A 15,884-nucleotide genomic window follows, 5' to 3' on the forward strand; every position below is an offset into this window, starting at 1 on the left:
TTTTTTACCAAAGGTTAAATTAATATTTTTATTTCTTTATAAAGATGTTGGTAAAATACCATCTACCATCCTTATTTTTTTCAGCAGAAATATCAAAATTTGTATAATCGCCTTCAAGGTTAATTTTATGATTTGTACTTTTTATCCACGCATTTACAACACCTTCAGCAGTGCTATAGCCATAAGCCACATTTTCAGACACTTTTTTAGCGCCTAAATTTGATTTTAGATAGTTACTCCTTGTATAAAAGTTGTCATGAGATACGATGTCATTATCCACCATATAGTCGGTATGACTGTAAGCCACAGATTTAACCACACTCATATCATCTAAGGTACTAAGACCTAGAGACTGTCTGTGCTCATTAATTAATTCAAGAATTTCAAGTTCGATAGTCTTAGCTTCGGTTTCAACTAAGTTCATTTCTAGGGCATCTACGCCATCGTCAAAGCTATCTTTTGAGCATGAAAACAACGATAAAACCACTAACAATACCATAAATGGCACTTTAGAGAAAAGCTTCATAGGTTAAGCAATTTAGGTTTGGGACCATAAAGTTACTTACGCGATTTGAAGCCGCTGTTAACAAAATGTTAAAATCGATTAACAGCTTGCGTTTCGTCGATATAATTAGTTTTTAAACGATGAAATGCATGATTGATATGCAAAAATATGTATTTCAACCTATTTTTAAGGAGATAGTCGATCTATTTGCCAATTGTAGTCTTGTTGAAGTTGATAACGTATGCGATCATGTAATCTATTGGGGCGTCCTTGCCAAAACTCAATTTCAACTGGCTTAACAATATAGCCTCCCCAGTGCTTGGGTCTTTCAATATCCTTACCCATGTAAGCTCTTTCCAATTCTAAGAGCTTTGCTTCAAGAAACTCCCTATTCTTAACCGTTTCACTTTGATTTGAAGCAATAGCTCCTAATTGACTTCCTTTTGGTCTAGATTCAAAATAGCCATCACTTAGGTTTTCTGCAATCTTTTCAGCTTTACCCTTAATTATAATTTGTCTTTCAGCACCATGCCAGAAAAAGGATAGACATACATTTGGGTTAAGTGCAATTGCTTTACCTTTTTCACTATTATAGTTCGTATAAAAAATAAAGCCCTCGTAGGTGTATTTCTTTAGCAACACTACCCTACTCTTTGGATACCCATCTAGACCCATGGTAGAAACCGTCATCGCATTGGTTTCATCTTCAATAAAATGTTTATCCACTTCATAAAACCATTTTTGGAACAACTCCATAGGGTTTTCGGGAACTTCATTTAATAACAAGGTCCCTTTTTCGTATGATTTTCTATAATTACCTAAATCCTTTTTCATAGAATACAAAATAACGGAAATTTAATTTTTATAAGTTATGAATTTGCCATAAACTTCTTAAATTGGTATCACGATAGCATAACCAATATGAAATTTGAAAATTCTGAATATTTCAAAAGCATTAAACATTCTAAAATTGAAAAGCCATTTGGGACTTTTTATTTCTGTGAGCGTTTTTTTATTGCAGAATTGAATGAGAGTGTTCATTTTGATTGGGAAATGGTTAAAGATGTTATGAGCGATGTCATTAAGTTTTATGGAGCAGATGCTAAATTGGGCTATCTTTCTAATAGGGTAAACTCCTATTCAATGAATCCCCATTCTTGGGAAAAAGTATATAAGAAATATGGAATTCTTGTGGCAAGTGCAATAGTCGCTTATAATAATTTTACATCGATGAATGCTGCAATTGAAAAACAGTTTTCATCAAAAAGCATTAAGCGTTGTTATTCCTTAACTGAAGCTGTAAATTGGATTTCAAATCTGAAAGAATTAAATTAACTTCTATTTTTTATGCTAATATTTTAAAAATAAACCAACTAAAGTAACAGCCCTAGATAGATTATATTAAATTTAAAGGTTGGTAGTAAACGTAATTGCCAAAGTTTGCCTCGATATATTTAAAAAGCAAGTTGATAATTGGTTAATCGACTTCAAGAATTATTTGGAAAGTAACTAATTAAATTATTAAACTCCTCTGCTAAAAGTCAAATACCTTGCCATCTTCTGCAAGTTCTACTCTTTCAAAAACACTCTGTGCTTCTTCTTTAAACGCATTTAAACCATCGTATCGTGTCGAATAATGCCCTAGTACTAATGTACCCACTCCTGCTTTTTGAGCAATTCTAGCAGCTTCCATAGCTGTAGAATGCTTAGTTTTAGATGTTAAATGGGCGTGCTGTTCTAAAAAAGTAGATTCATGATATAACACGTCCACATTTTTTATGATAGGAACAATATCCTCTTTATACATCGTATCACTACAAAAGGCATAACTTTTAGGTCTTGGTCCAGGCTTTGTTACTGCATTATTACTTATCACTATCCCCTTTTTATTCTCAACATCAAATCCTTGAGTTAACTTCCTATAATAGGCCACATCTATATGAGCTTCTTGTGCTGCTTGAACATCCAATTTTCTAGCTCCTTCTTTTGCCTTAAATAGAAATCCGTTTGTATACACTCTATGATTTAAAGGAATAGTATATACCTCAACTTTATCATCTTCAAAAATTAATTCCGATTCGGTTGAAGTTAACTCATGGAAGTATAAGTTAAAGTTAGTCCAAGAGTCCGCAAGCTTCATTTGTAGCGTCACCACCTCTTTAATACCTTTTGGACCATAAATATGTAAATCTGCCTCTCTTGTAAGAAGTCTAAATGTAGAAATTAAACCAACCAAACCAAAAAAGTGGTCTCCATGTAGATGCGATATAAAAATATGTTTAATTCTGTTAAACTTGACTTTATGCTTTCGTAACTGCACCTGTGCTCCTTCTCCACAATCAATCAAAAACATATGACTGTTTATTTCTAAAACCTGTGAAGTTGTGTTGTTTAGAGCTCTTGGAGTTGCGCTGTAACAGCCTAAAATAGATAACCTCATAATTAACTTAGCTGTTTATATTCTAAAGCATCTTCTGGCGTAAACTTACTTTTAAAAGAAAATGCAAAAGGCGTATCGCCATGAACATTTAAATAATCCAAACGTTCTTTAGCATCTTGAAAAGTAGGTTCGTACCCTTCTGGAACATACCAAAAAGCCATATGCATCATCTTCATCTTACTAAACCATTCTTTCTTTCGTTTAAAAACTTCAATATGCCCAGATTTATAAGTGTAACTAAAAAGAGATTCTAAATCTTCCCAAACAGACATATTTATGACTAATGAGTCATCATCAAAAACAGTCGCAGCCTCATCCTTATCCTCATCTTGTAAACGCCATTTAAATCCGTTACTTATATCTGCAATCGCATTGATACGTTCAATATTATTTACAAAATCTTGCATTATGGGGTCATCCATGGGAGCCAAACGTTTAGCTACATTGACTTGAGCAAGATTATAATTGATCATAATTAAAACCCTAAATCACGTTCCATATCTTCCATTTCAATGATATCATGAGCTTCCTGGAGTGTGGGAACAACAACAATGCTATCTGGAACAACATCTAAATCAATTTTGTCAGAAACTATAACAAAAGAGTGCTTTGAAGCCTTATGAGTATTCGATAGTTCTAAAAATTCAACAATATCATCTTTTACAAAAGTGCCCAATGTATTAAGCGCTATAATGATATTATGGTTTTGAAATTTCGGATATAAAGCTTGAACCTTTTTTACCAACTCTATAACCGTAACTTTTTCCTGTGTGATTATGGACGTGTTTCCATTCTGGTCTAAAATCATAATCTACTATTTTATTTTTGATGCTAGCAAGTAAATTACAGCCATTCTAATAGCTACGCCATTCTGAACTTGATCTAATATTATTGCTTGTTTTGAATCTGCTACATCACTAGTAATTTCAACCCCTCTATTTATTGGTCCGGGGTGCATAATAGTGATTTCCTTATCTAATGAATTTAACAAATCCTTATTCACACCAAATTGTTGTGTATACTCTCTAGTGGAAGGAAAATAGCTAATATCCATACGTTCGTTTTGCACACGAAGCATATTTGCTACATCACACCATTTCAATGCGTTACGTAAATTTGCTTCAACTCTCACTCCAAGGTCATTAATATACTTAGGAATTAAAGTTTTAGGGCCACATACCATAACTTCTGCACCTTGAAGTTGTAACGCAAATATATTGGATAGGGCTACTCTACTGTGCAAAATATCGCCAACTATAACGACCTTTTTACCTCCAACATCTCCTAACTTTTCTCTAATAGAATAGGTGTCAAGTAAGGCTTGTGTTGGGTGTTCATGAGCCCCATCACCAGCATTAATTATACTTGCATCTACATGCTTTGAAAGGAATACTCCAGCACCAGGATTGGGGTGACGCATAACAACCATATCCACTTTCATTGATAAGATATTATTTACTGTATCAATTAATGTTTCTCCTTTTTTTACTGAAGATTGTGCAGATGAAAAATTAATCACATCGGCAGATAATCGCTTCTCAGCTAATTCAAAAGACAACTTGGTTCTAGTTGAGTTTTCAAAAAACAGATTGGCTATGGTAATATCTCTAAGCGAAGGCACTTTTTTAATGGGTCTGTTTATCACTTCTTTAAAGTGATCGGCTGTTTCAAAAATAAGTTGAATATCTTTTTGATTAAGATACTTTATTCCTAATAAGTGATTGACACTTAATTCGCTCATTATTCTAGTTTATTTTTCAATTAAGTAAACCGAATCCTCATCATCATGTTCTTTCCAGTTTACTTTTACTTTTTCGTTATTTATTACATCTACCTGACGCCCTCTATAATCTGGCTGAATAGGTAAATGCCTGCTAAATCTCCTATCTATTAAAGTTAACAATTCTATTTCGTTAGGTCTTCCAAAAGATTGTATCGCTGTTAATGCCGCTCTAATGCTACGACCTGTATATAATACATCATCAATAAAAACGATATTCCTATCCTCAACAATAAAATTGATTTGAGTTGCATTAGCCTCAAGAGGTTTTTCACTTCTTCTAAAGTCATCTCTAAAAAAAGTAATATCTAAATGACCTAACTCAATGCTTTTAACTTTATAATCTTCTCTAAGTATGCGTGCTAATCTATCAGCTAAAAAAACACCTCGTGGCTGCAATCCAATAAGTACTGTATTAGAAAAATCGTTGTGTTTTTCAATAAGTTGACAAGCCAATCGATGAAGAATGATGTTTACCTCTTTTGCGTTAAGTAAAACTTTTTGACTCATATACTATCCAAACGTGTTTGGAAAACAAAGGTAATGCAAATATTTAGAAGTAAAAACCTTAAAATATAATCTTTATTAGGGCTAAAGTTTATCGAGTCTGGAGGGACATATGTAAGCCATCAATCCTAAGTGGTTACGGGCTCTCATACATGCTTTTATATTTATGAATATTATAAACTTTTATCTCCTTTACGTTTCGCAGTACTCTTATAGAAATATTTTAATAACATGAAGTCATTAGGATGACGCAAAGTCACCTGCCAAATACATTCCAAACTATGTGGTAACCTTGTGTCGGCCTATGGCATAAATTTATAAAGTTACTTTACTATTTAGAAAAAAAAGCCTTCAGTTTCCTGAAGGCTTTTTTTCTATATGGATTTCCGTATTCACGGAAATTAAGAAACAAAATATTTAATTATTTCTTCCCGTCCATTTTATCTTTAAGAGCTTGTAAAGCATCGTTAGCATCACCTAAAGTAGGTTTAGCTTCAGCAGCAGCACTAGCCGCTTTCTTAACTGCTTGTTTTACATTCTTAATTTCTTCTTCTTTAAAGATTGCAGTATGAGATGCTACAACTCGTTTAAATTCTTTGTTAAATTCAATGATTTTAAACTCTGCAGATTCTCCTTTTTTAAGTTTACTACCGTCTTCCTTCTCTAAGTGACGAGATGGAACAAAAGCAATGATATCTTCGTTGAACTCAACCGTGGCACCCTTATCAACTATTTCTGCAATAGGAGCCGTATGTGTTGTTCCTAAAGCGAATTCAGTTTCATACTTATCCCAAGGATTCTCAGTAGTTTGCTTATGACCTAAACTTAATTTACGTCCTTCAACATCTAACTCAAGTACAACAACATCTAATTTATCACCTACGGCACAGAACTCAGATGGGTGCTTAATTTTCTTAGTCCAAGATAAATCAGAGATATAAATTAATCCGTCGATTCCTTCTTCTAATTCAACAAAAACACCAAAGTTTGTAAAGTTACGTACAATACCGGTGTGCTTAGAACCTACAGGATACTTACCTGTAATATCGGTCCAAGGATCTGGTGTTAATTGCTTGATACCAAGAGACATTTTACGATCTTCTCTATCAAGTGTTAAGATAACCGCTTCAACTTCATCTCCAACAGAAACGAAATCTTGAGCAGAGCGTAAATGCGTAGACCAAGACATTTCTGAAACGTGAATTAACCCTTCAACACCATCAGCAACTTCAATAAATGCACCATAATCAGCAATTACAACTACTTTACCTTTTACTTTATCACCAACTTTCACTTCTTCTGCAAGAGCTTCCCAAGGGTGTTTAGATAATTGTTTAAGACCTAATTGGATTCTTGATTTGTTTTCATCAAAATCAAGAATTACAACATTTAATTTTTGGTCTAACTCAACAATCTCATTTGGATGATTGATTCTAGACCATGATAAATCTGTAATATGAACTAATCCATCAACACCTCCAAGATCAATAAATACACCGTAAGAAGTAATGTTTTTAACAACACCTTCTAATACTTGACCTTTTTCTAATTGACCAATAATTTCTTTCTTTTGTTCTTCAATATCAGCTTCAATAAGCGCCTTATGAGAAACTACTACGTTTTTAAATTCATGGTTGATTTTCACAACTTTGAATTCCATAGTTTTATTTACGTACTGATCGTAATCTCTAATTGGTTTAACATCAATTTGAGAACCTGGTAAGAATGCTTCGATACCGAATACATCTACAATCATACCACCTTTAGTTCTACATTTAACAAAACCATTAACGATTTCACCAGTTTCATGTGCTTTATTAACACGATCCCATGCTTTAATAACACGAGCTTTTCTGTGAGATAAAACTAATTGACCTGTAGCATCTTCACGCACATCAATTAAAACTTCTACCTTATCTCCTTCTTTAAGACCTGGATTGTAACGAAATTCGTTTAAAGAAATTACACCTTCAGATTTCGCATTGATATCAATAATTGCATCGCGATCTGTAATATGTACTACAGTTCCTTCTACAACCTCGTCATCTAAAGTGTCAACAAAATTTTCAGCTACTAATTTTTCAAATTCTTTTAATTGTTGATCATCAACTTCATCAATACCTTCTTGGTAATTGTGCCAGTTGAACTCTTTTAAGAATTTTTCAGGATTTGCTTTTGCTTCAGATACTACTGGAGCTTCAACAGTTTTTGCTTCAGTTGCTTCAACTTCAGCTTGTTTTGCGTTTTCCGCCATTTAATTTAATGATAATATTACCACACTTTATGGGATAATATTATGTTTTGTATTCCGCATGTTTCAGGAAATTTAAGCGTTTAACACACAGAAGTGTTATTTTGTTTTTCGTTTCGTTTCCTTTTATCTTCCTGACGATTCGCTAAAAGGAGTGCAAAAATAAGTATTATCTATCTAATTACCTAAAAATGAGAAAATAAAATAAGATGTGACTTTCAATAAAATAGCGTGTCTAAATAATTGAAAAACTTAAGACCAAATAATCATATTTCTAGATAAGAAATTTACTATATTGTTTAACTCAAACTTAAAAATCAAAACCTTAATAATTATGACAATGAAAGCGAAATACCAATCTGTATTAGATTTAGGAGAATCATTAAACATTCAAAATGGCAGTGTTACTGAAGAAAATGGGGTTCTTAAAGTAAAAGGAACAGCAAATACGCCGTATGAAAAAAACATCCTTTGGGATAAAATTAAAGAAATTGGAGGGGAAAGTCCTTCTGACATTTTAGCAAATATTACTGTTGCTGATGAAAGTGTTTACCACAGACATACAGTAAAAAGTGGAGAAACTTTAGGTAAAATAGCAAAGCATTATTATGGTAATGCTGCTAAATATCAAGACATTTTTAAGGCAAATTCTGATATTTTAAAAAACCCTGATTTAATCCACCCAGATCAAGAGTTGATTATTCCAAATCTGTAGGGTGTCAAAAAGAATATAAAAAGGTGAATCCAAACTTTAGATTCACCTTCTTTATTGGTAATATTTTTTTATTCATAATCTTCAATAGCCATTATAGCTAATTGCAAAATTTTATCAAATTGCTCCTCTAATGAAAGATAGGAATTATCAATCTCAATGGCATCATCAGCCTTTATTAAAGGAGAATCTGCCCTGTTCGTATCAATATAATCGCGATCTGTAACATTTTTTAAAACAGCTTCATAGTTTACATGCTCACCTCTATTAATGAGTTCTTTATAACGTCTTTCCGCTCTAGTTTCAGCAGAAGCAACCATAAATACCTTTAATTTTGCATTTGGAAAAACTACAGTTCCGATATCCCTGCCGTCCATAACCACACCTTTATCTTCTCCCATTTTCTGTTGTTGTTCCACCAACTTTTGTCGTACTTCTGAAACAGCAGCTACTTGACTAACATAACCAGATACTTTAAGCGTTCTGATTTTTTTTTCAACATTAATGCCGTTTAAATAAACTTCTGCAAACCCTAAATCTGCATTAAACTCAAAGCTTATTTGAATACTAGGCAATTGATAAACAAGAGCTTCTTTATTAAAGTCGTTATTGTTTATTAATCCATTTTCCATAGCGTATAGGGTAACAGATCTATACATAGCTCCGGTATCAACATACACATAACCCAATTGTTTTGCTAGTTGTTTGGCGATGGTACTTTTCCCAGTGGACGAAAACCCATCAATGGCAATGGTAATTTTATTCATAAAAATCAAAAATAAACATTTGGCATATATAGCGATAAAAAAACAATATATTCCTTTCAATAGCAAATATCATTCTCAAGAACAACACGTTTAAGTTTATTAAAACATTGTTAAATAATCATTTAACGTAATTAAATTATTAAAAAACTCAATTATTATCTACAATTCTTTAATCATATGTTACTAAAAAAAACATATTGATAATGTCAGATACAGTATATTTCTCTTTTTTTTGTAGAAAAATTTTAAGACTATGGATAAATTAAATCAACTCTGTTTATTCACTTTTCTACTACTGTTCCCCGGCATCAATGGTGCACAAAATATATATGTGGCAACAGATGGAGATGACAATAATGATGGATCAATCAATAATCCTTACAAAACGTTTAGTAAAGCGGTTTCGGTAATAACACCCGGAGATATTTGTATCATTAAAGGAGGTACTTACGAAGAGGAATTATTTATTGCCAAAAATGGAAATTCAGGAAACTATTTAACCTTTAAAGCTGCTGATGGAGAAACAGTAAATATTAAGGCAACAAGCATAATAAATGGTTGGCAACCTCATAATGGTAGTATATACAAGGTAAACGTAGATATGACCATTGAAAGTCGATTTAGAGCTGTTTATCATGATAGTGAATATATGGATCTAGCTAGATGGCCAAATAATACAGACAACAATCGCTGGACAGTGAATTGTACCCCCGTAACTGGTGGTGATGGTTCTCACTTTCTTGCTAACGGTATTCCTAACATTGATTGGACAGGTGGACTAGTATATTATTTAGGAGCACATTCTGGCACAAGTTGGACAAGAACCATAACTTCAAGTTCTACAAATAAAATTAATTATACCGCTGTTGATATTAATAAATGGCCTTTCAAACCTCATAATCCGACACAATGGAGGAATAATCCTGGAAATAATCGAGGGCAATTATACTTGTTTAATAAACTAGAGGCCTTAGACTATGCTAGAGAATGGTATTATGATAACACCTCTAAAACGCTTTACTTCCAAACCCCTGATGGTAACATACCTGAAGATAATAGTGTTGAATTTGCAACCAGAAAATATGCTGCACAACTTAGTGGTGATTATATAAAACTAGAGAGGTTAAACTTTTATGGTGGTGCATTAAAGGTTAATAATAGAGCAGATAATAACATTATAGAGAACTGTATGGTTGTTCATGGTAGCGAGGGACATGATTCATTAACTAATACTTCTGCGCAAGTAGCTGAAGCTGCTCTAGAGGTTTTAGGAGACAACACTATTGTTAGGGAATGTACCGTAAATCATAGTTCTGTAAGTGGTATTGTAATTGCTGGTTGGGCTGCTGCTACGTGTACCATTGAAGGTAATTATATTAGTAATATTGATTATGTTGGTATACATGCATCCCCTATAAGAACAAGTGCTAATCATACTAAAATTTTAAAGAATACGATCTTTAACGCAGGTAGAGATGGCATGTACGTTGCCGGTGCTGATTGCGAAATAGCATACAACGATGTTTCAGCTTCCCAACTAATTAACAGTGATTCCGGAATATTTTATACCGTTGGAAATAATAACTTAAAAAATGGTGAAATTCATCACAACTGGTTTCATGATGCTACTGCACCGGCATATTCTCATACCCCAGGTAGTCCTGGAAAAGCAGCAGGAATATATCTCGATAATAATAGTAAAGGTTATTTAGTTCATCATAATGTCATTTGGAATGTATCTTGGAGTGGTTATCAAGTAAATTGGAACAATACAAATCTTGATTTTTTTCATAATACCATTTGGAATGCCGAACGCGCTATGGATTCTTGGGTTAATGGTTATCCTCAAGCTAACAACAAAATTTACAATAGCTTTTCTAGTACTTTAGATTGGTTTGCAGGAAATGGTCCTCAAGAATTTGACATTCAAGATAATTTAATTTCACCTACATCTCCTTTTGAAGATCCAGACAACATAAATTTTATGCCCAAAGCTGGCAGTGCTGTTGTCGATCAGGCTCAAATAATTTCTGGTTTCCAAAAACCTTATAAAGGCAGTGCTCCAGATATTGGAGCTTATGAACTGGGAGGAACAGCTTGGACGGCAGGTGTAAATGCTATCGAAGACACAGGAGATGCTTTAAGTATTGATGAAGACGTTTTACACAAAATAAAGCTGTTTCCAAACCCTACAAATAATATTTTAAATTTTAGACTACCAAACAATCTTATAAGTAATAACTTATCAATAAGTATATATTCCTCATTAGGGTATTTAATAAAAGTGATACAATTAGATAAAAATGTTTCTAATGGACATGTAATGATTTCCTTGGCAGACTTATCTTCTGGATTATATATCCTAAGAATTTCAGATTCTGGAGAAACGAAGTTTACTTCCAAATTCATAAAAAATTAGTACGTATCACTTAAAAAACAAGTGTGTATTTTTAATAAAAAATGGATTAACAAAATCCCCTTTTTTATTGCAAATTAATTTGTAACCCAAAGAAATTAGAGTTACCAGCACTTGTATATTTAGCATGAGTATAACTAAAACGCATTTTATTCATTTTAATAGATATTCCTGCCGAAAGACCAGAGAAGTTACGCTGATCGGCAATACGAAGATCTTCTCCCCTTCTGAAATTATATCCTAATCGGATGTTAAACCCACCTTCAGGAAAAATTTCTGCTCCAACTATGGTATGTCTTATTACCTGTCCCAAAAAGCCTATTTTTTCAGAGGATTGATTTCCTGCCAAATCACTTGTAGTACGAGCAGGATTAGGAACACCAATAGGCCATTTCTGCAAATTCTCTAAAGTTACATGCCATCTAATTGGTACATTATCTAATTTTTGAGACATTCCAAAAGCAATCTCAAAAGGCAAACGTTCATTTAAATCGGCATAGGTTGTTATTTGTGTTCCTACATTTCTAACTACTAAGGTCGCATTAAAATCTAAGTCTTTATTAATATATATTAAACCTATATCTACGGCAACACCTAAAGAACTATATTGTTCTAACTTTGAAGAAATCAATTTTAAATTAGTTCCAAAATAAAAATCTGAATATCCCAATTGTAAAGCGTATCCTAAGGACAATGCCGCTTCATTACCCGAGAAAGTTCCAGTAGAATTTCCATCTTCATCATAACCATCAAATGATCCATAATTAATATAAGTTACACCAGCATGAAAAGTTTGAGTGCGCCTATCCATCGTATATGCATATGCAGCAGTACCATAACTAATCCCTCCCAAATAACTTGTATAATTCACTGCCAATTGATTATCCATTTCAACATTTATAGTTGCAGGATTGAATATAGCTTGAGTAACATCATAATCAACATTGGTGAACACCTTCCCTCCCAAAGCAGCTTGCCTTGGTGATGAAATTAAATTAAGAAATTGATATGTAGACTCCCCTCCCACCTGTGCAGCGGTAAAAGCACTCATTAACAAACAAAAAAGGGAAACAATTTTTCTTAGCATATTTACAGCGCAAAGTAAATAAATCTATCTTAAAACGGTAGCATGTATCATTTATTTTAAATCACAAAAAAACCTCGTATTATAACGAGGTTTTTTAACACTATTTTTTAGACCTTATTATATTTTTTTAGCATTTTTCACCTTTTGGTTCGTGATCGCTATCTTAACAACATCGCTCATATCTGTTACATAATGAAATGTCAAGCCTTTTAAATATTCTGGTTTTATTTCTTCTATATCACGACGATTCTCCTCACACAACAAAATCTCTTTAATCCTAGCTCGCTTTGCAGCTAATATTTTTTCTTTTATACCTCCAACTGGAAGTACTTTTCCCCTTAATGTAATCTCACCTGTCATAGCAAGACTCTTTTTTACTTTTTTCTGAGTAAATAAAGAAACAAGTGAAGTTAACATCGTTACTCCTGCACTTGGGCCATCTTTAGGAGTTGCACCTTCGGGAACGTGAATATGTACATTATAATTATCAAAAATCGAAGCATCAATTCCAAATTCATCAGCATTTGATTTAATATACTCCATAGCTATGGTCGCCGATTCTTTCATGACCTTACCTAAATTACCTGTAATAGTCATTGCGCCTTTTCCTTTGGAAAGAATAGATTCTATAAACAAAATATCTCCACCTACCCGAGTCCAAGCCAAACCTGTAACGACTCCCGCCACATTATTATTCTCGTATTTATCACGCTCTAATTTCGGTCCGCCTAAAACTTCAATAATATCTTCATTAGAAATTTTGATATTATAGTCTTCTTCCATAGCAATATTTTTGGCTGCATAACGCACCATTTTTGCCACTTGTTTTTCTAGACCACGAACACCAGATTCGCGAGTATAGCCTTCAACAATTTTCTCTAATTGTGTTTTACCAATTTTCAAATCTTTAGCACTCAAACCATGTTCTTTAAGCTGCTTAGGTAACAGATGGCGCTTAGCAATCTCAACTTTTTCTTCTATGGTATACCCCGTTACATTGATAATTTCCATACGATCACGCAATGCAGGCTGAATTGTTGCCAAACTGTTTGATGTTGCTATAAACATCACTTTAGATAGGTCGTAACCCATCTCTAAGAAGTTGTCATAAAACTCACTGTTTTGCTCAGGATCTAAAACCTCTAACATAGCTGAAGATGGATCTCCTTGATGCGAATTCGATAATTTATCGATTTCATCTAATACAAATACAGGATTTGAGGTGCCAGCCTTTTTCAAACTTTGTATAATACGCCCTGGCATAGCTCCTATATAGGTTTTTCTATGTCCACGTATTTCGGCTTCATCACGTAAACCTCCTAATGAAATCCGAACATACTCTCTCCCTAACGCTTCTGCAATAGATTTTCCTAATGATGTTTTACCAACTCCTGGAGGGCCATACAAACATAAAATTGGTGACTTCATATCATTACGAAGCTTGAGTACCGCTAAATATTCAATAATTCTGCGCTTTACGTCCTCCAAACCAAAATGGTCTCTGTCAAGAATCTTCATAGCACGTTTAAGATCAAATTTATCCTCGCTAAACTCATTCCAAGGTAAGTCTAAAAACAGCTCCAAGTAATTACGTTGTATAGAATATTCAGCCACCTGAGGATTCATACGCTGCATTTTGGCAATTTCCTTATCAAAGTGTTTCGATACATTCTCATCCCATAATTTATCCTTAGCCTTAGCTCTCATTTCTTCAATTTCCTCATCGTGACTAACACCCCCCAATTCCTCTTGAATAGTTTTCATTTGCTGATGCAAGAAATACTCACGTTGCTGCTGACTCATATCCATTTGAACCTTAGACTGAATATCGTTTTTAAGTTCTAGTTTCTGAAATTCAACATTCATGTATTTCAATGTAGCAAGAGCTCGCTTTTTCAAATCATTAATCTCCAAAAGCTCCTGCTTTTCAGTAACTGAAAGATTCATATTTGAGGACACAAAATTCACTAGAAATGAATTGCTTTCAATATTTTTTATAGCAAAAGACGCCTCACTAGGAATATTTGGACTTTCTTTAATAATTTCCAAAGCCAAATCTTTTATCGAATCTATGATTGCCGAAAATTCTTTATTTTTCAAAGCAGGTTTCGCCTCTGCAATATCCCGAATAGTGGCATTCATGTAAGGCGCTTCGGTAAGTACTTCGGCAACTTTAAAACGTTTTTTACCCTGAATAATTACCGTTACATTCCCATCGGGCATTTTTAAAACACGTAATATTCTTGCAACAGTACCGGTTTCGTGAATATCTTTTGCTGTTGGCTTTTCAACAGATTCATCCTTTTGAGCTACAACACCAATAACTTTTCCACCTTTATTTGCATCATTTATTAATTTAATTGAGGCATCCCTGCCCGCGGTAATTGGTATAACAACACCCGGAAATAGCACAGTGTTTCTTAAAGATAATATAGGTAATGTCTCGGGTAATTCTTCATTATTAATAGCCTCTTCATCCTCAGGAGTCATTAAAGGAATTAATTCTGAATTCTCATCAAACTCCTGCAGTGACAAACTGTCAAGAGTAGTAAATTTAGATTTCTTCATAAATATAATTAGGTCATACTGTCATTAAAACAGTAGTGATCATTTTTTTAACAGTGAATAAAAAATAGTTAAACTCCTATTTATCAAATAGTTAAAAAATTAATTTAACATATTTCATAACAATAAATTCAATAGCTATGCCATTTGTAGATTTATTAAGAATAAAAAGTAGTGATTTTTAAATCTTACCTATTTTTTTAAGAACAAACAATAATACAATTGGAATAGCCAATAAACCAATCATCAATAAATTAGTTTGAAATAACCAAGGTGATAGTATTAAGGTAATAAGATAACCTCCAATGGCGCCTCCAAAATGGGCATCATGACCAATATTACCTATTCTTTTTTTCATACCGTAAATAGTATATAATAAATAACCAATACCAAATAAGTAAGCTGGTATAGGAATTGGAATAAAAAATAAATATAAGCTCATTCCAGGTTGCAACAAAATAGCTGAATAGATGACTCCGCTTACTGCTCCACTAGCCCCAACAGCGGTATAATTATACTCGTTTTTATGAAAATAAAGGGACAAAATACTACCCAACATGAGACTCCCTATGTAAATTAAAAGAAACTGTATTGGACTTAATATTGAAATAACTACATCGGCAAAAAAGTAAAGTGTTAACATATTAAACAATAAATGTTGTGTGTCTGCATGTAAAAAACCAGAACTAAACATTCTTAGCTGCTCACCTCCTCTTATAGAACCAACATGAAATTTATATTTATTAAAAAAATTAAAATCGCTAAAACCTTTATACGAAATAAGAGCATTCGCTGCTATAAGGATACCTGTGATTAAATTTAAATTGCCCATAAAGGAAATCTTGTTTAAATTG

At 33.2% G+C, this 15,884-nt stretch carries 15 protein-coding genes; 3 read left to right on the plus strand and 12 right to left on the minus strand.

Annotated elements, in window-relative coordinates; translation table 11 throughout:
- Positions 1 to 28: 28 nt before the first annotated feature.
- Together Q0857_RS11970 and pdxH are read right to left on the minus strand one after the other, a co-directional pair.
- The gene (locus tag Q0857_RS11970) at positions 29 to 526 is read right to left on the minus strand and encodes a CAP domain-containing protein (protein ID WP_298535551.1); all 498 of its coding nucleotides are present in this window, start codon (positions 524 to 526) and stop codon (positions 29 to 31) included.
- A gap of 165 nt (positions 527 to 691) precedes the next feature.
- Positions 692 to 1,339 carry a pyridoxamine 5'-phosphate oxidase gene (gene pdxH, locus Q0857_RS11975; RefSeq protein WP_298535553.1) on the minus strand — a complete coding sequence of 216 codons (648 nt, stop codon included), beginning with the start codon at positions 1,337 to 1,339 and terminating at the stop codon, positions 692 to 694.
- Positions 1,340 to 1,426: 87 nt separating this feature from the next.
- Here pdxH and Q0857_RS11980 point away from each other — a divergent pair, with 87 nt between their 5' ends.
- The gene (locus Q0857_RS11980) at positions 1,427 to 1,840 is read left to right on the plus strand and encodes a hypothetical protein (protein WP_298535555.1); all 414 of its coding nucleotides are present in this window, start codon (positions 1,427 to 1,429) and stop codon (positions 1,838 to 1,840) included.
- A 199-nt stretch (positions 1,841 to 2,039) separates the two neighbouring features.
- Here Q0857_RS11980 and Q0857_RS11985 read toward each other — a convergent pair whose 3' ends face one another.
- The 6 genes from Q0857_RS11985 to rpsA all read right to left on the minus strand — a co-directional run bounded on the left by Q0857_RS11985 (position 2,040) and on the right by rpsA (position 7,486).
- Positions 2,040 to 2,945: a ribonuclease Z gene (locus Q0857_RS11985; RefSeq protein WP_298535557.1), complete on the minus strand. Its 906-nt coding sequence runs from the start codon at positions 2,943 to 2,945 to the stop codon at positions 2,040 to 2,042.
- 2 nt (positions 2,946 to 2,947) lie between these two features.
- Entirely contained in the window at positions 2,948 to 3,418 is a 471-nt protein-coding gene (locus Q0857_RS11990; RefSeq protein WP_298535559.1) for a DUF3291 domain-containing protein, read from the minus strand.
- Positions 3,419 to 3,420: 2 nt separating this feature from the next.
- The gene (locus tag Q0857_RS11995; RefSeq protein WP_298535561.1) at positions 3,421 to 3,753 is read right to left on the minus strand and encodes a ribonuclease Z; all 333 of its coding nucleotides are present in this window, start codon (positions 3,751 to 3,753) and stop codon (positions 3,421 to 3,423) included.
- Between the two features lie 6 nt (positions 3,754 to 3,759).
- A complete protein-coding gene (locus tag Q0857_RS12000; RefSeq protein ID WP_298535563.1) occupies positions 3,760 to 4,686 on the minus strand; it encodes an aspartate carbamoyltransferase catalytic subunit in 927 nt (308 codons plus the stop codon).
- Positions 4,687 to 4,695: 9 nt separating this feature from the next.
- The gene (gene pyrR / locus Q0857_RS12005; protein WP_298535565.1) at positions 4,696 to 5,235 is read right to left on the minus strand and encodes a bifunctional pyr operon transcriptional regulator/uracil phosphoribosyltransferase PyrR; all 540 of its coding nucleotides are present in this window, start codon (positions 5,233 to 5,235) and stop codon (positions 4,696 to 4,698) included.
- A 418-nt stretch (positions 5,236 to 5,653) separates the two neighbouring features.
- Entirely contained in the window at positions 5,654 to 7,486 is a 1,833-nt protein-coding gene (gene rpsA, locus Q0857_RS12010; protein ID WP_298535568.1) for a 30S ribosomal protein S1, read from the minus strand.
- A 331-nt stretch (positions 7,487 to 7,817) separates the two neighbouring features.
- Here rpsA and Q0857_RS12015 point away from each other — a divergent pair, with 331 nt between their 5' ends.
- Positions 7,818 to 8,198: a LysM peptidoglycan-binding domain-containing protein gene (locus Q0857_RS12015; protein WP_298535570.1), complete on the plus strand. Its 381-nt coding sequence runs from the start codon at positions 7,818 to 7,820 to the stop codon at positions 8,196 to 8,198.
- A gap of 68 nt (positions 8,199 to 8,266) precedes the next feature.
- On the opposite strand, the gene cmk is transcribed toward Q0857_RS12015, so the two are convergent.
- Positions 8,267 to 8,962, minus strand: a complete 696-nt coding sequence (gene cmk, locus Q0857_RS12020) for a (d)CMP kinase (RefSeq protein ID WP_298535572.1) — start codon at positions 8,960 to 8,962, stop codon at positions 8,267 to 8,269.
- A gap of 253 nt (positions 8,963 to 9,215) precedes the next feature.
- On the opposite strand from cmk, the gene Q0857_RS12025 reads away from it, so the two are divergent.
- On the plus strand, positions 9,216 to 11,381 hold the full coding sequence (locus tag Q0857_RS12025) for a T9SS type A sorting domain-containing protein (RefSeq protein WP_298535574.1): 2,166 nt from the start codon (positions 9,216 to 9,218) through the stop codon (positions 11,379 to 11,381).
- Between the two features lie 64 nt (positions 11,382 to 11,445).
- Here the strand turns inward: Q0857_RS12025 and porQ are convergent, their stop codons facing one another.
- From porQ to Q0857_RS12040, 3 genes are all read right to left on the minus strand, one after another.
- Entirely contained in the window at positions 11,446 to 12,465 is a 1,020-nt protein-coding gene (gene porQ / locus Q0857_RS12030; RefSeq protein ID WP_298535576.1) for a type IX secretion system protein PorQ, read from the minus strand.
- A gap of 117 nt (positions 12,466 to 12,582) precedes the next feature.
- Complete coding sequence (gene lon, locus Q0857_RS12035; RefSeq protein WP_298535578.1) at positions 12,583 to 15,033, minus strand: endopeptidase La; 2,451 nt, start codon at positions 15,031 to 15,033, stop codon at positions 12,583 to 12,585.
- Positions 15,034 to 15,211: 178 nt separating this feature from the next.
- Positions 15,212 to 15,862 (minus strand): rhomboid family intramembrane serine protease, encoded by a 651-nt coding sequence (locus Q0857_RS12040; protein WP_298535581.1) that lies wholly within the window; start codon positions 15,860 to 15,862, stop codon positions 15,212 to 15,214.
- Positions 15,863 to 15,884 lie beyond the last annotated feature (22 nt).

Source organism: uncultured Algibacter sp., assembly GCF_947495925.1.
Classification (GTDB): Bacteria; Bacteroidota; Bacteroidia; order Flavobacteriales; family Flavobacteriaceae; genus Algibacter_E.